Here is a 19,695-nt window from a genome sequence, read left to right as displayed (position 1 = left end):
CCGTTATCGAACCAAACTGGGAACTTCCATGCGCAAAGGCATCCTGATCGGCATCGCGGCAGGCACGGTCGCCATCGGCGCCGCCGCGGCACCCCCCATCATCGGCACGATCACGCAGCAGGAATTCGCGCATGTCCGCGACCGGGCCACCGCCGCCTCGCCCTTCGTCCACGGTTGGGAGATGACGTCATTCGACCAGGGCTATCTCGGCGCCACCGCCACCAGTGAACTCACGGTCGGCGACCCGGACACGGACGAGCGCCTGACCATCGTCCTCGATCACCGCATCCAGCATGCCCCGACGGTCGGCACCGATCTCGCCCGCATCGTCACCGAACCGCGCATCCCGGAAGGCCGGGTCCGGGAAACCGTGCGCGCGCTGTATGGCGACGACCGCAAACCGCTGCGGGTCAACACGCGCATCGACTGGTTCGGGACCCGGACGATCCACATGCACTCCCCGGCCACCGACGGCATGCGCGAGATCGACGGCGGCCAGGTCAGCTGGGGCGGCCTCGATGCCACCGTGACGGTCGGCCGCGGCGATCGCGACCTCGCCTACCAGGTCGACATGCCCGGCCTGCACCTGCAGCCCGGCGACGGCGAATTCACCGGTCTGCGGATCAACGCGGTCGAGGCGAGCGGCCGCTACGAGGAAACGGCATTCGAGCACGTCTGGAGCGGTGGCGCCTCCGGCGGGGTCGAACGGATCGAACTCGATACCCCGAACGGCGGCGGTTTCGTGCTCTCCGACCTGCGCTTCTCCGACGAGGCGGGCCTGCGCGATGACCTGCTCGGCTTCGCCCTCAAGGTATCAGCGGCGGCCCTCGAAAGCCCGGAGTATCAATTGTCGAGACTGCGCCTGAATCTGAGCGGCGAGGGGATTGCCCCGTCATTCCTGCAGCACGTGCAGCAGACCTTCACCGACGGCGATCAGCCCATCGATACCGATGACATCATGGCCCGCCTGCGGGCCGCGCCCTGGGGCGAGATCGCCGCCCATGAACCGCAAATCCGACTCGACACGTTCGAGGCGCACACGGCCGACGGCCGCCTCGAGATCTCCGCCCAGGCGGGCCTCGCGGAGCCCGGCGAGGGCCGCCAAGCGATCGGCATGGACGACCTCATCGGCCTCGCGCAGGGCGAGATCAGCGCCGTCGCGCCAGAACCCATGGTGATCGACGCGGTGGCACGCAGCATCGAGATGCGTGGCGACACGGACCCCGCCCGGGCAAAGCGCGACGCCACCAACACGCTGCGCACCCTGGCCGCACAGGGCCTTCTCACCCTCGACAATGGCCAGCTCGAAGCCAGCGCCAGCTACGACCGCGGCGCGATCAGGATCAACGGGCGGTCGCTGTTCGGCGGTTGAGGGACGCCCAGCCGAAGATACGTGCGTTCGGCTACGCTGAAAACGCGCCTACGGTCGTGACTCTCGCGGGCGTTGCGTGATTGTGACAATGGCCGCGCGTCAAGCCGTGACCGGTTACCAGGGCGCGCGTAGAATGGCGTCTCCTCCTCGCCTCCCGCTCGGGAATGCATGGCCGATCTGAATCCACAGCAGCGCGCCGCGGTGCGCCATATGGGTACGCCAATGCTGGTGCTCGCGGGCGCCGGCAGCGGCAAGACGCGCGTGATCACGCACAAGATCGCGTGGCTGGTGCGCGAGGCGGGCCTGCCGGCGAAGGGCGTGTTCGCGGTCACGTTCACCAACAAGGCCGCCCGCGAGATGAAGGAGCGCGCGTCGCAGACGCTCAAGAAGGAAGAGTCGCGCGGCCTGTCGGTGTCCACCTTCCATACGCTCGGCCTGTACCTGCTGCGCACGGACGGCAACGCGATGGGCTATCGACGCGGGTTCACGATCATGGACTCGACCGACAGCCTGACGGCGATCAAGGAACTCGTGCGCGGCGAGACCTCGGGCAACCTGAACGAGGAAGACGAGCTGCGCGGAATCATCAGCCGCTGGAAGAACGACTTCGTCAGCAGCGACCGCGCGCTGGCGATCGCCGAGGACGAGCAGGAGGCCCGCGCGGCGCGGGTGTACGGGCAGTACGAGAAGCTGTTGCACGCCTATAACGCGGTCGATTTCGATGACCTGATCGTGCAGCCGGTGCGCATGCTCAACGAACACCCGGAGATCCGTGAACGCTGGGACAACCGCGTGCGCCATCTGCTGGTGGACGAGTACCAGGACACGAACAACGCGCAGTACGAGCTGGTGAAACAGCTCGTCGGCGTCGGCGGCGGCCTGACGGCGGTGGGCGACGACGACCAGTCCGTCTACGCCTGGCGCGGCGCGCGGCCGGAGAATCTGGCGCGGCTGGAGAACGACTTCCGCGGGCTGAAGATCGTCAAACTGGAGCAGAACTACCGCTCCAGCGCCCGCATCCTGCGCGCGGCGAACCATCTCATCGGCTACAACCCGCACGTGTTCGAGAAGCGGCTGTGGAGCGATCTCGGTCTCGGCGACCCGATCCGCGTGATCGCCTGCCCCTCCGGCGAGGACGAGTGCGATCGGGTGGCCGCGGACATCCTCTCCCGACGCCTGCGCCACGGCCTCAAGTGGAGCGATTTCGCGATCCTCTACCGGGGTAACTTCCAGGCGCGCCCGTTCGAGAAGGCGCTGCGCGAGCGCAATATCCCCTACCAGGTCAGCGGCTCGGCGTCATTCTTCGATCGCGCGGAGGTCAAGGACATCCTCGCCTACGCGCGCCTGATGGCGAACCCGGATGACGACACCGCCTTCCTGCGCGTGGTGAATACCCCGCGCCGACAGATCGGTGCCGCCACGCTGGAGAAGCTCGGCCACTATGCCCGCAACCGGGGCACGTCGATGCTCAACGCGAGCTTCGAGATGGGCCTCGGCGAGCATGTATCGGGTACGCCGCTGCGGCGCCTGCAGCAGTTCGGCGAGTGGATCGTCTACATGGGCGACAACGCCCAGCGCGGCGATCCGCTGGCGGTGCTGCGCCAGACGATCGACGAGATCGGCTACCGCGACTGGCTCGACGAGATCTCCAGCGACCTCAAGACGGCGGAGAAGCGCGCGGGCAACGTCGAGGAGCTGCTCGCCTGGATCGGGCGCATGGCGACCGACGAGGATGGCCAGGAACGCGACCTGCCCGCGCTGGTCGCGCGCCTCACGCTGATGGACATGCTCGACCGCCAGAGCGATGACGAGGGCGGCGACGCCGTCAGCCTGATGACGCTGCACGCCGCCAAGGGGCTGGAGTTCCCGCACGTGTTCATCACCGGCATGGAGGAGGAAGTCCTGCCACACCGTGCCAGCCTGGCCGAGGACCGGCTCGACGAGGAACGTCGACTGGCCTACGTCGGCGTGACCCGGGCCCAGCGTTCGCTCACCCTCACCTATGCCGAGAAGCGCCGGCGCTGGGGCGAGGATATCGATTGTGAGCCGAGCCGGTTCCTTGAAGAACTGCCGAACGATGATCTGGTGTGGGAAGGTACGCAGGCTCCGAGCGACCCCGAGTCCCGCCGGGCCGCCGGGCGCGAGCAGATGGCGAATCTGCGGGCACTGCTCGGCGAGTAGTCGTCAGGCCGGCGCGCGGCCCCAGGGTTTCAGGTCACCGGAACGGGCTCCCCGTCGATGCGAAGATCGTAATCCTAGACCAGGCGGGTCCACAGGCTGCGCTGTTCCGGTCCAGCGCCAGGGCCCGAAGCCCGTTGCGATGGTATGTCGCCTGGTTTCACTCCGGATGGATTCCATCCGGGCGGTCAGCCGCTCAGTCGCGCAGCTCGAACGCTTCGATCAGATCGGTCAGCGCGGTTCGCTGCTCCGCGGTGAGTTCGAGGTCACGGAACCCGATATCACAGAAATCCGGATGCACGTCATCGGCCACCCAGGCGACCGTCGCGGGGAACTCGAACTCGCGGCCACCGTCGACGCCCGGCGGCATCCGCATCTGCAATCGGTAGGTGCGGTCAACGCTGAGCGGGCGCTCACCGGTGACCATCAGCCCCGCGCTGGAGATATCGGTGATGCAGCCCAGCTGGGCGCCGGTTTCCGCATCGAACACGCGCAGCAGGAACATGAGGTGACGCCGCGGCACTTCGCGTCGTTCCATGATTCTCCCCCGGTTGCCGCGGCGATTGTACCGCAGCGGCGGAAAATGTAACGAACTTGTATCAATCGGCGGCCTCGCGCAGCAGCCGCAGCATACCGGCCGCCTTGTCGAAGGTCTCCTGGTATTCGGCCGCCGCCTCCGAATCGATCACGAGGCCGCCACCGGCCCAGCAGCGCACGCGCCCGTCCGAGTACACCAGCGTGCGGATGGCGATGTTCGTATCCATCGCGCCATCGAAGCCGATATACCCGATCGCGCCGCAGTAGACGCCGCGCCGGTGCGGTTCGAGTTCCTCGATGATCTCCATCGCCCGGATCTTGGGGGCGCCGGTGATCGACCCGCCGGGGAACGACGCCCGCAGCAGATCGAGTGCGTGGCGTTCCGGAGCCAACCGGCCGGTCACGGTACTGACCAGATGGTGCACGCCGGGGAAGCTCTCGAGTTCAAACAGGCGTGGCACGCGCACGCTGCCGGTCGCGCAGACCCGCCCGAGGTCGTTGCGCAGCAGATCGACGATCATGACGTTCTCGGCCCGGTCCTTGGCACTGGCGACCAGCGACTCGCCCAGTTCGCGGTCACGGGCGGGGTCGGAGTCACGCGGGCGTGTGCCCTTGATGGGGCGCGTCTCGACGCGGCCATCGGCGCCGACCTGGAGGAAGCGCTCGGGCGAGACCGAGAGGATGTCCGCCGCCGGGGTGCTCATGTACGCAGCGAACGGTGCCCGCGCCGCATGCCGGAGCTGGCGGAACGCGGGCCAGGAGGGGCCGCTCGCGGCGACTTCGAAACGCTGTGCGAGGTTGACCTGGTAGCAGTCGCCGGCCCGCAGGTAGCGCTGCACGCGCGCGAATGCCTCCCGGTAGGCCGCCTCGTCGAGATTCGCCCGCGCCGCTCCCTGAACCCGCAGGCGTCCGCGATCCACGGGCACCCCGGGCGCCCGGAACGCGCTCTCGAGCTCGGACCAGCGCTCCGCCGTGCGGGTATCGCGGCCGGCGGCGACCATCCAGCTCCGCTGCTCGACATGGTCGGTGACGAAGGCCCAGTCGTAGATACCGACCGCCATCTCCGGAATCTGCTCGGCATCGATGGCCCGTGCCGGCAATTGCTCGAGCCGGCGCGCGAGGTCATAGGCGAACCAGCCGATGGCACCGCCGGCGAACGGGAGGCCGTCCGGTGGGCGGTACTCCACGGCGCCGAGTTCGGCGCGCACGAGTGCGAACGGATCGGCGGGCGAGTCCATGATGCTGCCGTCACGCCGCACCAGCCGGGTCTCACCGCCCCGGGTTTCGAGGGTCACCGACGGGTCCGCCGCAAGGATGTCGAAGCGCGCGCGCGCACCGCCATGCGCCCCGCTGTCCAGCAGCACTGGCCAGGGCTCGTCCACGATGCATTCGAAGGCCGCGGCCGGATCCGGCCGATACGGCAGTTCGACAAAGCGCTGGGCGGCGTTCATGGCGCGGTCTGCCGGCGGTTCAGGGAACGCGGATGCTAGACCGCACCCGCCCCCGTTTCAATCGACCTGATTGGCCAGGATGTGCTGATACTCGCGGATCCGCCGCACATAGCGCACGGGCTCCGTGCCACGCGCATACCCGTATTTCAGATCATTGTAGTACGCGGGATCGGCCAGCAGCGGGAGCACCTTCTTGATATCCCCCCAACGGTGCGGGTCGAGGCCCTGCTTGCGCGCCAGCGTCTGTGCATCGTGCATGTGCGCGCGCCCGACGTTGTAGGCGGCCAACGCGAGCCAGGTCCGGTCGGGTTCGGTCACCTCCGGCACGAACCGCTGCTTCATGCGGGCGAGGTATTTGGCGCCACCGAAGATGCTCTGGCGGGCGTCAAGGCGATTCTCCACGCCCATCGCGCGCGCCGTGTTCTGCGTCAGCATCATGATCCCGCGCACCCCGGTCGGGCTCCGTGCGGCCGCGTTCCAGTGGGATTCCTGATAGCCCTGGGCCGCGAGCAGCATGTAGGGCAAATCGTATTGCTCGGCCGCCTCCCGAAAGAAGGCATCGTATTGCGGGAAACGCTCCCGGATCCGCCGGATGTAGACCGAGGTGTCGACGTAGTCGAACAGCGCGAAGAAGCCATAGTAGCGCTCGCGCAGATCCTCCAGTTGCCCGCTGTCGCGGAATTCGGCAAGCCAGTCCTCGACGGCACTGGCGAGATCGTCCCGTGCCTGGGGCATGACCCAGCCGAGCTGCTGTTCGCTGGACAGATTGAACGGGGCGATCAGTTCCGGGAAATAGCGCCGGTTGATATCGACGATCGTGGAGTCGGCGACCGTGCAGTCGATCTCGCGTTCCCAGACTTTGCGCAGCAATCGCTCGGTGTCCACCTCGGCGTTGGTCCGCCATGCCAGATCCGGGTGTCCGTCGGCCTTGAGTGCCTCCAGCCGCTCTACATAGCTGCTGTCGGCGATGACCTCGATGTCGAGGCCGATCAGATCCTCCACGGACTCCGGCTGGACGTTATCGCGCCGGCAGACCACCTGCTGCGTCACCGGCTGATAGGCCGGTCCGAAGCGGAACCGGTCGCGGCGGGCCTCCGTCCGCGTGAGCCCGGCGGCCGCCAGGTCCCCCTCGCCGTTCTCGACCGCATCCAGCGCCGCGGCGACCGTGTCCCGGCGTTTGTATTCCACCGTCACGCCGATCGACTCGGCGAACGATTCCACCAGATCGTGCTCAGGCCCGGTGGGCTCGCCGTCGCGGTCGATGTACCACGTCGTCGGGGCATTGCGCGTAATGACGCTCAGCGTACCCACTTCGCGGATTTCCTCGAGCGAGCGCGATGGTGCCTGCTCGGCATTCGTTCCGGAGCGGTCGCAGGCGCTCAGCACCAGGGGCAGAGCGGCGGCGATAATCCAGTGACGGCGGCGCATCGACGGTCCTCCCGATTCAGTTATAGGTCGTCGTTCCATGCGAGCGGGTTCGCATAGCCGGCCGCGACGGATTGCACCGCCGGCCTGACTGCCCGGCGGTATTCAGTCGAGCGGGAATTCGGCTTCGAGCCGAGCCTGAAAGACTGCCGCCAGGGTATCACCCGGATACCCCGCGGCAGTACCGCGCAGCCGCTCGGGCAGGACCGATGCATCGAAATAACGCACGCCGACGAGGGCGTACTGCGGGTTCGCGTCCCCCTGCTCGCGGAAGAACCGGTACAGGAGCAGGTAGCCCTCGGCGATGCTGCGGCGATCGGCCTCGGTCAGCGATCGTGGTTCGCCTTCGAGCGTCGGCAGCCAGAGCCCCTGGCGTACCTCGAGCCGGTCGGGGTTTTCGATATCGGTGTTGTGGTTCCAGATGTGCGGCCAGTAGTACGGATTCACGTACTGACGGTCGGCCAGGTCCCACAAAGTATCACCGCTGCGCACGGTGTAATCACGCCCCTGGAAATACGGCCCGCTTTCGGCGGCGCCTTCGTCAGCGGCACGCGTTCCGGACACGGCCTGACCCTGGCTGGGCGCTTCCGCTGCTGGGCCGGTTGCCCCATCCCCGGCCACCGTCGCGGTTTGCGCGGCTTCGGTGCCGGCCGCGGGGCTATCACCCGCGTCGGGCGTGGCACCGGCATCCCGAGCGGCTTCGCCGCCCGGATCCCCATCCCTGGCCATCCCGCCAGCGGCTTTCGCGGGGTCAGAGGGGGGCGCCGCGGTCTCTTCAGCTGCCTCGGACGAGGTAGCCCTGACTTCGGCGTCAGCACCCGCCTGGCCGCTGGTCGGCCCCGTACCCGCCGCCACGGTTTCCCGGGCTACGGCGCCGCCTTCATCGACCGCACCGGCATCACCGGGGGATTCCGGGTCATCCCGATCGGTGGTTGCCGTCGAGGTCGCTTTCGCCATCTCCGGTGTCGCGGCGGTGGCGGCGTCGCTGCCGCCCGGATCAACGGCCGGCTTCGCCTCGGCCACGGTTCCGCCGACAGTCGCTCCGTCCCCATCGGTCGCGCCCGTATCGCCGGACGCTGCCGGCGCATCCCCGTCAGCGCTTGCCGTCGGGTCCGCCTCCGCCATCTCCTTCGCCGCCCCGGCGTCCCCTTCGACCGCGCCCGGGCCATCGGTCTGCTCCGTGGCGGTCGCTGCGGACTCCGGTTCCCGGGAACCGGCGCCGCCGGACATGGCGGCCGGATCCGGCGTCGCGCTTCCCGTGTTACCGGCCATCTGCCCGGAAGCGACTGGCTCGGGCTCTTCGGCCACGCGGGGAACGGGCGAATCAAAAGGTCGCAACAGCCAGGCGAGACCAGCGACCAGTAACACCAGCAGAAGCACAAGCGCGTAGCGGTAACCGATCCGACGGCGCGCGGTTACCGGGGCGGACGGCGGCTCCGTCGGGGCAGACTCCGTAGTGCGAACCTCTTCCGCCGCCGGCGGCTCATTCGCTGTCGGGGCGCGCATGAGCGCCGCCGGGGACCGGGTGACGCGAGAATCCCATTCCAGATCGGCCGGCACCTGGGGGACCGGGCCCTGGGCGGTGAACTTCCGTTCCGGCATTGCCGCCGCGGCGACCCGATCAGGCGCCATCGGTGGCGGCGCTGCAATGCCTTGCGCCGGGATCCTGCCCGCTCCGCTCCGGATGTTCCGTGCCGCGTCGGCGGCACTGGCGGCAAGCATCGCTTCCCGCGAGGCGTGGGGCTCTCCGATGGGGAGCGCCGGCGCCCGATCCGGTTCGATCCGTTCGCGCAGCGCCTTGGCCGGCCGAAACATGACGCGCCAGCCGGCCGGGATGTCGATCGGCTCGCCGGTGCGCGGATGGCGGCCGCGGCGCGCGGCGACCGGGCGCAGACGGAAGGTCCCGAAACCATGCAGGCGCACGGCACCATCGCGCACGAGACCATCGCGGACCGCCGTCACGAGCGCGCGTGCCGTGGCCTTCAGACGCTCCTGTCGCGCGCGGTCGTCAGGCGCGATCCCCTCGGCGATGCGGCCGTCAAAGACCCGGCCGCTCATTCAGACCGCTCACGGATGGCTGCACGTAGCCCCTCGGCGGGGCGGAAAGTGACCTGGCGGGCAGGGGGGATCTCGATACTCTGGCCGTCCGCGGGCCGGTGACCGCGATGCCCCGGGACTTCGCGCGTCCCGAATGAGCCGAGTCCACGGAATACGACCCGGTCGCCGACCGCCAGGTGATGCGAGATCGCTTCGATCCACGCATCGAGCAGTCGATGGGTCTCGGCCTTGCTGTAGCCCAGCTGGCCGGCGATGTGCGTGACGATGTCGGACTTGTTCATCGATCCCCCCTCCCCTCGGGGTGTGGATCGATTCGAGCCGATGGTCAGTATACCGGACTTCCGGCCAGGGGGCATTGGACTGCCGCCCGCGCCCTGTCCGCTAAAAAAACGCCCGGCAGTGCCGGGCGGAACGGCGGTTTGCAACCGCCTGCGGGAGGGACCATCAGGATACGGTGCACGCCCGCGCTCAGCGGCGGCGGGCAGGGCTGCATCGGATCCATTTACGGTTTCGGCGCATCCGTCGCCCCGGTTTCAGTGCACCCGTCCCGGCGCGATCAGACGCCGGACCCGGGCACTTCCTCGAGCTGGCGACCGAACAGACTGATGATCGCGACCATCGTCACGCAGACCACCGCCAGCGTCACGGCGATACTCATGACCGGTCGGGTCAACGCACCGCTGAAATAATCCGGTGCACTACCGGAGGGCTGGAGCCGCATCGCCGCCATGCCGGTGTAGTGCATGCCGCAGACGGCGAAGGCCATCACCAGTGAACTCGCATGGCGCAGCGCGCCGCGCCAGTGCACCGCGATGCGCAGCGCGGCGATCGAGGCGGCGACGGCGATGCCGATCGACACGGCCACGAGCGCCTGATCGTGGCTCATCTCGGCCGCGATCCGCACGGCGGCCATGCCGGTGTAGTGCATCGCGGCGACGCCGAGTCCCATGACCAGACCGGCCCCCAGCCATGCTGTTGTCCCGTGGAACCGGTGCACGACATACAACCCCGCCATCGTGAAACCGATCGACAACACCAGTGACAGCGCGGTCAGGTTGGTGTCATAGGTCAAGGCTACTTCGGGGCGCCACGCGAGCATGCCGATGAAATGCATGGCCCAGATCGCGCATCCCCCCATCACCAGCGCCGCGAGCGTGAGCCAGCCGAAGCGGATCTCGCCCTCTTCGGTCCGGATATGCCGCGAAATCATAAGCCCCGTGAAAGCGCCCAGAGCTGATACGAGATACGACACCACGATCAGCAACAGGCTGTAGTCGTCGAATGTGTTCGTCATCGAGTTATCCCCCGGTAAATGACGCGCCGCGATGAAACACGGCAGCGGTCGGGCAATGCCCACGGCCCGCACCTGAAGCGTCGGGCATTGCCAGCAAAGGTTGCGCGCAACCTGTTTAGATTGTGCGCAACTATATTGCTCCGGTCAATGCCCGCCCGATCCGTCGCCCCGATCCGGGCCAGCGGCGTGCGCGTGCTGGCGGGGCAGACGGTGCCCGGGCCGGAACCGGCGCGCCCATGAACATGGGGACAGGGGTAGCCGGTCCGGCCGGTTGCCGTACAGGCAGCCTTTGCTATAGTCGAAGTGCGAAGTTCGTCGAAACCACCCGGGTGCACCGCGGCCCGGCAATCGGCAGTCCGCGTGCATCCGGTTCCGCAACCAACTGCAAACCGGGGGGCGGAATCATGACCAACCAACGCAAGAATCCCGATACCCGGCAGGCATCCATCAGTCGCCGGCGTTTCCTGCAGACCACCGCCATCACCGGCGGCGTGCTCGCGGTCGGAGGTACGGCCTCCATCCGCGTGCTGGCGGCACCGCCCACGATCAAGCTCGGCCAGATCGCGCCGATGACGGGCTCGGCCGCCGAATTCGGTCCGTTCTACCGCGACGCCGCCCATCTCGGCGTGAAACACATCAACGCCGCGGCGGAGAAGGTGTTCGGCGGGCCGTTGATCTCCGAGATCATCACGGAAGACACGAACACGCAGCCGACGCCGGCCATCGAGTCGGCCCGCAAGCTGGTCGAGTCCGACGGCGTTCCGGCCTATGTCGGTGCCTGGTCGAGCGGCGTGACCACGGCGACCGCGACCTCCGTGGCGATCCCGAACAACGTGCTGCAGATCTCCAACGGCTCGACATCGCCGCTGATCTCGGTACTGCCCGAGGACGAGGGCAAGGATCTGCTGTTCCGCACGACGTCACCCGATACCTTCCAGGGCGTCGTCGTGGCACAGCTCGCGTCGGGCGAGATCATGGACGACTTCAAGTTCAAGACCGCCTCGACCATCTACGTGAACAACCCGTACGGGCAGGGGCTGTCGAACGCGTTCGCGCGCTCTTTCCAGCTGCGCGGCGGCACCGTCCATGCGCAGATCCCGCACCCCGAACAGGTGCAGCCGACATACAAATCCCAGCTCGCGGCAGCGCTCAAGGACGACCCGGATATCCTGTTCTGTGCCAGTTATCCGGGCCACACGGCGACGTTCTGCAAGGAGTCGCGTGACACCTTCGACTACACGAGCTGGCTGTTCTGCGACGGCAACAAGTCCACGAAGGTGATCGAGGCCGTCGGCGCCGACACCCTCGCGGGCAAGCTCGGCACCGCACCGGGCTCGGATCCTTCCATCCCGGCCTACAAGAACTTCGAGGCGTCGTACGAGAAGGAATACGGCCGCACACGCGTGCCGCCGTTCACCGCCTCGGCCTACGACGCGGCCGTCACGATCGGTCTCGCGGTGGCACGGGCCGTCGCCAACGGGGATACCGACCTCACCGGCCCGGTCATCCGCGACCATCTGCGCCCCGTGTCGAACCCGCCGGGTGACCAGGTCATTGGCGGCAATGCCGATGGCCTGGCCAAGGGCATGCAGATGATCAAGGACGGCACCGACGTGGACTACTCGGGCGCCGCCGGTGCGGTGGACTACAACGATGCGGGTGACGTGAAGACGCCCGTGGAGATCTGGGAGTTCACCGACGCGGGCGAGATCGAGACGATCGATCTGCGCAGCCCGGAAGACATACCCGCCGAATAAGGCCTCGATCGAGGCTGACTGCACGGGACGGGGTCGCGCCGCGACCCCGTCCTTTTTTGTGGCCACCCTGCCCGAGAATCACCGTTACGCAGTGAAACGCCTGAACCACGAATGGCGCTTCAGGGAGAGCGCACGTTTGTGCAGCTGGCGCTGATGGCGTGAGGACCCCGAAAAGGGAAAAGTCGGAACCACGAATGAACACGAATGAACACGAATGTTGTTTGTGGTTCGCAAAGCTCGTCGGAGCTCCGCTGAAACGATGTGGCGCTCAGACGCCGCCTGACGACAAAAAACCCTGACTGCAGGCGGTTTCTGCTTTCAGAGAGTCCGGCGCTATCACGGTTCCAGCGAAGCTCCCCGGAACGGTGCACGCCCCGAAAACCATTCGTGTGCATTCGTGTTCATTCGTGGTTCCGCTCTCGGAATCTAAGCTGGCTACACGGCATCAGCGCAGCTCCCCCAATCCCCGCGGATGATCCACCGATCGTCTCGACCATTCGCGGTTTGCCCCCGGTCGGGGCTACTGTCCGCTCCGCCCGGGTGGGCTGTCGGCGGTTTCGTCCGGGGACGGATTCCGCGCGTGGATGCGGCCGCGGCGGCGGGAGCCGAATGCGTAGCGGGACACGACGGTCTCTTCGGCCAGGATGCCCTGCGGGCGGAACAGCACGATGCCCGCGAGCAGCAGGGCGACGAACAGCCAGCGCAGGTAGTTGGCCCGTTCCGGGAGCTCGGAGTGGATGGCCGCGAGCACCGGTTCCAGCGCCCCGGCGAGGAAGGCCGTGCCGCTCCATACGCCCCAGACGACGAACGCACCCAGCAATGCGCCGCGGTTGTTGCCGCTGCCGCCGAGCATGAGCATCACCCAGACCAGGAAGGTGGCAAACAGCGGGCGGAAGTGGCTGTAGTCGATCGTGATGACGTAATGGGCATAGATGGCACCGCCGATGCCCATGATGATCGCGCCGAACACGAACGACTGGATCCGCACCCACGGCACGTTCTTGCCGCTCATGGCGGTCGAGGATTCCTCGTCCCGGGTGGCGCGCAGCATCCGGCCCCAGGGCGAACGCACGGCGCGCTCGGCCAGCCAGTAAATCGCGACGACGAACAGTGTGACAATGATCAGATAAAAGAAATTGTAGTCACGCTGCTCGAGCGGCCCGAGCAGCCAGATCAGCCATTCCGGTGACCAGCCGCAGCCGTCCTCGAACAGGCACCGCCCGGGCTGGGGGATGCCGCGCAGGGGCTGCGGGCCGTTGGCGAGCCAGCGCTCGTTCTGGAAGATGCGGCGAATGATCTCCGCGATCCCGATCGTGGCGATCGCCAGGAAATCCATGCGCAGACGCAGTACGGGCACAGCGATCAGGAGGGCCACCACACCACTGATGACGGCGGCGGCCGCGATCCCGACCAGAAACGGCATTTCCAGCCCGAACGCCTGCTGGGTGTACTGCGCCATGGTGCCGGTCGGTGCACTCGTGGTGAAAAGGGCCGTCGTGAACGCCCCGACGGCGAAGAAGCCGGCGATGCCGAAATTGAGGTGGCCCGTATAGCCCCACTGGATATTCAGGCCGAGGGTCAGGATCGCGTAGATCCCGGCCATGGTCGCGAAGGAGGTCAGATATGCCAGATTGCCCGGCGTCAGACTGACGGACAGCAGCAGCGCCAGCGCCGCGCCGAGCGCGAGCGCCGCCGCCACACGCAAAGCCGGCCGCAGCGGGATCAGCCACAGGCCGAGGATGACCAGCGGGAAAGCGACGAAACCGGCCTTGAGCAGCGTTTCATGGTCCATGATTCAGCTCCCCGAGCCCCCGAACAGCCCCTGTGGCCGCAGCAGCAGCGTGATGATCATCAACAGGAACGCCACCGCGGGCCCGTAGGCCGGGTTCATGAATGCCGTCGACACCTGCATCGTCACGCCGATCACCAGAGAGCCGACGAGCGCGCCGCGCGGATTGCCGATCGTGCCCATGATCACCGCGGCGAACATCGGCAGCAGAAGATAGAACCCCATTTCGGGGCGCAGCTGCGAGGCGAGCCCGTACATCACGCCGCCGGCGGCCGCCATCGCACCGCTCATGACCCAGCTCCACGCGATCACCCGCTCGGTGTTGATGCCGCGCACCTGCGCGAGTTCGGGATTGTTCGCGGTGGCGCGCATGGCCTTGCCCAGTTTGGTACGCCCCAGCAGCACGTAGAGACCGCCCACGAGCACGAGCGCGAATCCGAGAATGAACATCTGATCCGGCTGGATCCGCATGCCGAACCACAACTCGAGGGCGGGATGGGAGCGCCCCTGGTAATAGAAATGGAAATCAGAACCCCAGATCAGATAGATCATGCTGCGCACGAAGAACGCCATGGCCAGCGAGGCCATGGCGAACAGCACCAGCGAGGACTTTTTCATCCGCAGACGACGATACACGGCACGATCGAGCGCCAGCGCGACCAGACCGACCAGGGGCATGGCGATCAGCAGGCCGAGGACCAGATCCCAGCCGAATGAAAAAGGCCCGAGTTTCGGCGACTGACCCGGCCAGATCCAGACCACGGTCAGCGCGATATAGGCGCCGAGGCTGACGAGCGCCCCGTGCGAGAAATTCGGGAAGCGCACCACGCCGTAGATCAGGGTCAGCCCGATCGCGCCGAGCGCGATCACGCCGCCGAGCATCACCCCCCATGCCGTGAGCGACACCAGGCGCTGGTAACTCACGTCCTGCACCACCGCCGCGATCCAGATCAGCAGGAGTACGAGCACGATGGCGCCGACCATGGCGGCGCGCGTACGCAATGCCGCCTGGATGCGCTCGCCGGTACGCAGCTCGCTCCAGCGGGTCTTTACATGCTCATGCGCGGCCTCGTCCGCGAGGGCCGCCTCGGTATCCTTGTCGGACTGCGGCATTGCCTTCACCCTCCAAGGTAGAGTCGTCCGATCTCGGGATCGTTCAGCAGGTCCTGACCGGGGCCATCGATGCGGTTCTCTCCATTCGCCATCACGTAGCCGCGGTGGGCCATCCGCAGCGACGCCTTCGCGTTCTGCTCGACCATCAGGATCGCGATGCCCTCGCCATTGATCCGCACGATCCGATCGAAGATGACGTCGACCATCTTCGGCGAGAGCCCCGCGGAGGGCTCATCGAGCAGCAGCAGTTCGGGGTCCAGCATCAGGGCGCTGCCCATCGCCACCATCTGGCGCTCGCCACCGGACATCTTGCCGGCGGGCTGATGGCGGCGTTCGGCCAGGCGCGGGAACAGTTCGAAAATCCGCTCCTTGCGCTCGGCGAGACCGCCATCGCTGAGCACGTAGGCCCCCATCTCCAGGTTGTCCTCCACCGTGAGCTCCGTGAACACGTTCGCCACCTGCGGCACGTAGCACATGCGGAGCCGGACGATCTCGTAGGGCTCCATGTGGCTGATGTCGGTGTCCCGGAAGGTGACCGAGCCCCGCCACGGATGGATCTGGCCGAAGACGCACTTCATCAGGGTCGACTTGCCCGCGCCATTCGGGCCGATGATCGAGACGATCTCGCCCGGCTCGATGTGCGCGGAGACGTCGGTGAGCACCTCGACGTCGCCGTAACCGCAGGTGACGCCTTCAGCCTTCAGCAGCGGCATATTGACCACCCAGGTACGCTTCGAGCACGCGCTGGTCGCTACGCACCTCCTCCGGCGCGCCCTCCATGAGATAGCGGCCCTCGCTCATGACGATGACCGGGTCGCAGAGGCTCATCACGAGGTCCATGTCGTGCTCGATCACCAGGAAAGTGATCCCGCGCTCACGGCGCAGGTATTCGATATTGTCCGTCAGGCGCTGCATCAGCGTCCGGTTGATGCCGGCCGCCGGCTCATCGAGCAGTACACAGGCCGGGTCCGCCATCAGCGTCCGGGCGAGCTCGAGCAGTTTCTTCTGGCCACCGGACATGCGCCCGGCCGGTTCCTGCGCCATATGCGTCAGGTCGCAGAATTCGAGCACCTCGTAGGCCTTGTCCCGATTGCGGGCTTCCTGATCACGCACGGTCCCCGGCCGCAGCCAGGCATTCCAGATGTGCTCACCGGACTGGCCGTACGGCACCAGCATCAGGTTCTCGAGCACGCTCATGCTCTGGTGTTCACGCGGGATCTGGAAGGTACGGGCAAGCCCGCGTTCGAAGATGCGATATGGCGGCAGGTTGGTGATGTCCCGGCCGCGGAAATGAACGCGGCCAACATCGGGGCGGATAAAGCCGGTGATGATGTTGAACAGCGTCGTCTTGCCGGCGCCATTCGGGCCGATGAGGCCGGTGATGGTGCCCTGGCGTACGCCGAGCGAGCAGCCATTGATCGCCCGCAGGCCGCCGAAGTCCTTCGTCAGGCCCTGAATCTCCAGCAGGCTGTCGCTGTCGCGGTCCCGGTCGGCGTCCAAGAACAACACCTCCCCCGAGTCAGTCCGACGGGCATAGACCGTGCCCACCGACCCCGGCAATCGGGTGCGGGATCATCATACTAAATGGTTCCCCGGTCCTCATCCCCCTGCCACCACCCCGGCGGCGCGGCCGATGGGATATCCTTGCGCGCGCGAAAGCCCCCCACTACCCTTGACGGGTTTTTCCGTTCCCCCTTCGCCAGGTTCCCGGGAGTACCGATGGCTCAGCAGAAAAAAACGCGCCGCAACGCCGATCCGAGGCGTTTTTCGTCGATCGTGGTCGATGGCCCCGAGCGGGCCGCCAGCCGCGCCATGCTGCGCGCCGTCGGGTTCAGCGAGGACGATTTCGAGAAACCGCAGATCGGCATCGCCTCCACCTGGGGCATGATGACGCCGTGCAACATGCATATCGACGGCCTGGCGGATGCCGCGGTCGAAGGCGCCGACGAGGCCGGTGCGAAGGGCGTACTGTTCAACACGATCTCCGTGTCCGACGGCATCTCGATGGGCACCGAGGGCATGAAGTACTCGCTCGTCTCGCGCGAGGTGATCGCCGACTCGATCGAGACCGTCACCGGCTGCGAGGGCTTCGACGGCCTGGTCGCCATCGGCGGCTGCGACAAGAACATGCCCGGCTGCATGATCGGCCTGGCGCGCATGAACCGGCCGGCTATCTTCGTCTACGGCGGCACCATCATGCCGGGCTGTTACAAGAACAAGGACGTGGACGTCGTCTCGGTGTTCGAGTCGGTCGGCCAGGAGGCCAAGGGCCAGATCACCTCGGACGAGCGCCTCGAGGTCGAGAAGTGCGCCATTCCGGGCGCCGGCTCCTGCGGCGGCATGTACACCGCGAACACCATGGCCTCGGCGATCGAGGCGCTGGGCATGTCCCTGCCCGAGAGCTCCGCGCAGGCGGCGATCTCCGAGGACAAGAAAGCGGACTGCCGGCGCGCCGGCGCGGCCGTGCTTGAGCTCATCAAAAACGATATCCGCCCGCGCGACATCATGACGAAGAACGCGTTCCGCAACGCGATCACCGTCGTGATCGCGCTCGGCGGTTCCACCAACGCCGTGCTGCACCTGCTGGCGATGGCGCACGCGGCGGGCGTGAACCTCAAGATCGACGAGTTCACACGGATCGGCAAGAAGGTGCCGGTGCTGGCCGACCTGCGCCCGAGCGGCCGTTTCATGATGACCGACCTGATCCGCATCGGCGGCATCCAGCCACTGATGAAGATGCTTCTCGACCGCGGCCTGCTGCACGGCGACTGCCTGACCGTGACCGGAAAAACGCTCGCGGAAAATCTCGCGGACGTGCAGCCGTATCCGGAAGGCCAGGAAGTGATCGCCGACTTCGACCATCCGCACAAGAAGGACAGCCACCTGCGCATCCTGTACGGCAACTTGGCACCCGACGGCGCGGTCGCGAAAATCACCGGCAAGGAGGGCACGCGTTTCTCCGGCCGGGCGAAGGTCTATCGCTCCGAGGAGAAGGCGCTGCGCGGCATCCTCGACGGCAAGGTGAAAGCCGGCGACGTCGTCGTCATCCGCGACGAGGGGCCGGTCGGCGGCCCGGGCATGCGCGAGATGCTCTCGCCGACCTCGGCCATCATGGGCCGCGGCCTCGGCAACGACGTTGCCCTGATCACCGACGGGCGCTTCTCCGGCGGCAGTCACGGCTTCGTGGTCGGCCACATCACGCCGGAAGCGGCAGTCGGCGGCCCCATCGCGGCGGTAAAAAACGGCGACACGATCACGATCGATGCCGAGACCAACGAGATAAAGCTCCACATCACGCAGAAGGAACTCAAGGCGCGCCTGAAGGAGTGGACGCCGCCGCGGCCGAAGTACCGGCGCGGTGTACTGGCGAAGTACGCCAAGCTGGTCAACTCGGCCTCGCTCGGCGCGGTCACGGACGCCGACGAATGACCGCGAACGGCAACTGTCCGTCGCTGCGCTCGATGATCGAGCGGCTGATCGCCTGCGACACCGTCAGCAGTTCGGCCGACCCGAACCTCGATCACAGCAACCGGCCGGTCATCGACCTGATCGCCGAGTGGGCGGAGGGCCTCGGTTTCCGCACGGAGCTGTTCGAGGTCCGGGGCGAGAAGGACAAATACAACCTCGTCGCGACCCTCGGTGAAGGGCCGGGCGGGCTGGTCCTGGGCGGCCATGCCGATACGGTGCCGTGGGATGCGCATCGCTGGACCATCGACCCGTTCCGCGCCACCGAGCGCGATGGTCGGCTTTACGGTCTGGGCAGTTGCGACATGAAATCCTTCCTCGCGCTGTCGGTGGAGGCGGCGCGCCGGTTCGCGCCATCGCAACCGGCGCGGCCGCTGCACCTGGTGGTGACCGCGGACGAGGAGACCACCATGTCCGGCGCCCGCGCGCTGGCGGCCGGCGGCGTACTGGAGGCCGAGGCGGCCGTGATCGGTGAGCCCACGATGCTCAAACCGGTCCGCATGCACAAAGGCATTTTCTTCGACCGGGTCCGCCTGGTCGGGTGTGCCGGCCACTCGAGTGATCCGGCTTACGGCAACAGCGCGATCGACGGCATGCACACGGTCATGAGCGCGCTGTACGAACTGCGCGCGGAACTCGCCGCGAAGCATCGCAACGACGCGTTCCGGGTCCCCGGCCCGACACTCAACCTCGGCGCCATACACGGCGGCGACAACCCGAACCGGATCTGCGGCGAATGCGCGCTGTCCTACGATCTGCGCATCCTGCCGGACATGGATCTCGATGAGCAGCGTCAGGCCGTCCGCGACCGCATCCGCGCGGCCGTCGCCGACACAGGGCTCGACGTCCACTTCGAAACCCTGTTCACCGGCACACCGCCGGCCGAGACGGCAGCGGACGCGCCGATCGTGCGCGCGGCGGAGGACCTGACGGGCGAGACCGCGCGCGCCGTGGCCTTCGGGACCGAGGCCGCGTTCTACCAGCGGGCCGGCATGGACGTGGTGATCCTCGGGCCCGGGAGCATCGCCCAGGCCCACCAGCCGGACGAGTTCGTCGCGCTTGAACAGCTCGACGCGGGCGTGGAACTGCTCGGCGGGCTGATCGGCCGCTTCTGCGGGGATGCCGACACGACCAGAACCCGGCAAGCGGGCTGAACCCGCGGTCCGCGGAAGTGGCCAGCATGCCCCGCAGGCGGTGCGTGAAACCCGTATGGCCCACCAGCATATAGACGGAGGCGGGATGCCTGTGCCCGGACA

The 19,695-nt window shown here is 67.2% G+C and carries 15 protein-coding genes; 5 read left to right on the top strand and 10 right to left on the bottom strand.

Annotation, left to right across the window (positions count from 1 at the left end):
• The first annotated feature begins 28 nt into the window (after positions 1-28).
• Together A0W70_RS04890 and A0W70_RS04885 are read left to right on the top strand one after the other, a co-directional pair.
• The gene (locus A0W70_RS04890) at positions 29-1,372 is read left to right on the top strand and encodes a DUF945 family protein (RefSeq protein WP_067561041.1); all 1,344 of its coding nucleotides are present in this window, start codon (positions 29-31) and stop codon (positions 1,370-1,372) included.
• 168 nt (positions 1,373-1,540) lie between these two features.
• Positions 1,541-3,553: a UvrD-helicase domain-containing protein gene (locus A0W70_RS04885; RefSeq protein WP_067561039.1), complete on the top strand. Its 2,013-nt coding sequence runs from the start codon at positions 1,541-1,543 to the stop codon at positions 3,551-3,553.
• A gap of 193 nt (positions 3,554-3,746) precedes the next feature.
• Here A0W70_RS04885 and A0W70_RS04880 read toward each other — a convergent pair whose 3' ends face one another.
• The 6 genes from A0W70_RS04880 to A0W70_RS04855 form a co-directional block, all read right to left on the bottom strand.
• On the bottom strand, positions 3,747-4,088 hold the full coding sequence (locus tag A0W70_RS04880; RefSeq protein ID WP_067561037.1) for a PilZ domain-containing protein: 342 nt from the start codon (positions 4,086-4,088) through the stop codon (positions 3,747-3,749).
• A 61-nt stretch (positions 4,089-4,149) separates the two neighbouring features.
• A complete protein-coding gene (gene pabB / locus A0W70_RS04875; protein ID WP_067561034.1) occupies positions 4,150-5,538 on the bottom strand; it encodes an aminodeoxychorismate synthase component I in 1,389 nt (462 codons plus the stop codon).
• A gap of 57 nt (positions 5,539-5,595) precedes the next feature.
• A complete protein-coding gene (gene mltF / locus A0W70_RS04870) occupies positions 5,596-6,966 on the bottom strand; it encodes a membrane-bound lytic murein transglycosylase MltF (protein WP_067561032.1) in 1,371 nt (456 codons plus the stop codon).
• A 102-nt stretch (positions 6,967-7,068) separates the two neighbouring features.
• Positions 7,069-9,021, bottom strand: coding sequence for an HU family DNA-binding protein (locus A0W70_RS04865; protein WP_067561030.1), 1,953 nt, complete (start codon positions 9,019-9,021; stop codon positions 7,069-7,071).
• On the bottom strand, positions 9,018-9,302 hold the full coding sequence (locus A0W70_RS04860; protein WP_067561028.1) for an HU family DNA-binding protein: 285 nt from the start codon (positions 9,300-9,302) through the stop codon (positions 9,018-9,020). Before A0W70_RS04860 ends, A0W70_RS04865 begins: the two co-directional genes overlap by 4 nt.
• 275 nt (positions 9,303-9,577) lie before the next feature.
• Positions 9,578-10,315 carry an MHYT domain-containing protein gene (locus A0W70_RS04855; protein ID WP_067561026.1) on the bottom strand — a complete coding sequence of 246 codons (738 nt, stop codon included), beginning with the start codon at positions 10,313-10,315 and terminating at the stop codon, positions 9,578-9,580.
• A 404-nt stretch (positions 10,316-10,719) separates the two neighbouring features.
• Between A0W70_RS04855 and A0W70_RS04850 the strand changes: the two genes are divergently transcribed.
• Complete coding sequence (locus A0W70_RS04850) at positions 10,720-12,072, top strand: ABC transporter substrate-binding protein (protein ID WP_067561024.1); 1,353 nt, start codon at positions 10,720-10,722, stop codon at positions 12,070-12,072.
• A gap of 520 nt (positions 12,073-12,592) precedes the next feature.
• Here the strand turns inward: A0W70_RS04850 and A0W70_RS04845 are convergent.
• Genes A0W70_RS04845 through A0W70_RS04830 form a run of 4 tightly spaced genes read right to left on the bottom strand, consistent with a single transcriptional unit; the run spans position 12,593 to position 16,474 of the window.
• Positions 12,593-13,864: a branched-chain amino acid ABC transporter permease gene (locus tag A0W70_RS04845; RefSeq protein ID WP_067561022.1), complete on the bottom strand. Its 1,272-nt coding sequence runs from the start codon at positions 13,862-13,864 to the stop codon at positions 12,593-12,595.
• A gap of 3 nt (positions 13,865-13,867) precedes the next feature.
• On the bottom strand, positions 13,868-14,974 hold the full coding sequence (locus A0W70_RS04840; protein ID WP_067561020.1) for a branched-chain amino acid ABC transporter permease: 1,107 nt from the start codon (positions 14,972-14,974) through the stop codon (positions 13,868-13,870).
• Positions 14,975-14,979: 5 nt separating this feature from the next.
• The gene (locus A0W70_RS04835) at positions 14,980-15,687 is read right to left on the bottom strand and encodes an ABC transporter ATP-binding protein (RefSeq protein WP_067561018.1); all 708 of its coding nucleotides are present in this window, start codon (positions 15,685-15,687) and stop codon (positions 14,980-14,982) included.
• Positions 15,668-16,474, bottom strand: a complete 807-nt coding sequence (locus tag A0W70_RS04830) for an ABC transporter ATP-binding protein (protein ID WP_245675811.1) — start codon at positions 16,472-16,474, stop codon at positions 15,668-15,670. Before A0W70_RS04830 ends, A0W70_RS04835 begins: the two co-directional genes overlap by 20 nt.
• Before the next feature lie 219 nt (positions 16,475-16,693).
• Between A0W70_RS04830 and ilvD the strand changes: the two genes are divergently transcribed.
• Positions 16,694-18,403: a dihydroxy-acid dehydratase gene (gene ilvD / locus A0W70_RS04825; protein WP_067561016.1), complete on the top strand. Its 1,710-nt coding sequence runs from the start codon at positions 16,694-16,696 to the stop codon at positions 18,401-18,403.
• Positions 18,400-19,593: an acetylornithine deacetylase gene (gene argE / locus A0W70_RS04820; RefSeq protein ID WP_067561014.1), complete on the top strand. Its 1,194-nt coding sequence runs from the start codon at positions 18,400-18,402 to the stop codon at positions 19,591-19,593. Before ilvD ends, argE begins: the two co-directional genes overlap by 4 nt.
• Positions 19,594-19,695 lie beyond the last annotated feature (102 nt).

Source organism: Halofilum ochraceum, assembly GCF_001614315.2.
Lineage (GTDB): Bacteria > Pseudomonadota > Gammaproteobacteria > XJ16 > Halofilaceae > Halofilum > Halofilum ochraceum.
The sequence above is the reverse complement of the archived record's forward strand: the minus strand, read 5'-3'. Positions and strand labels throughout refer to the sequence as shown.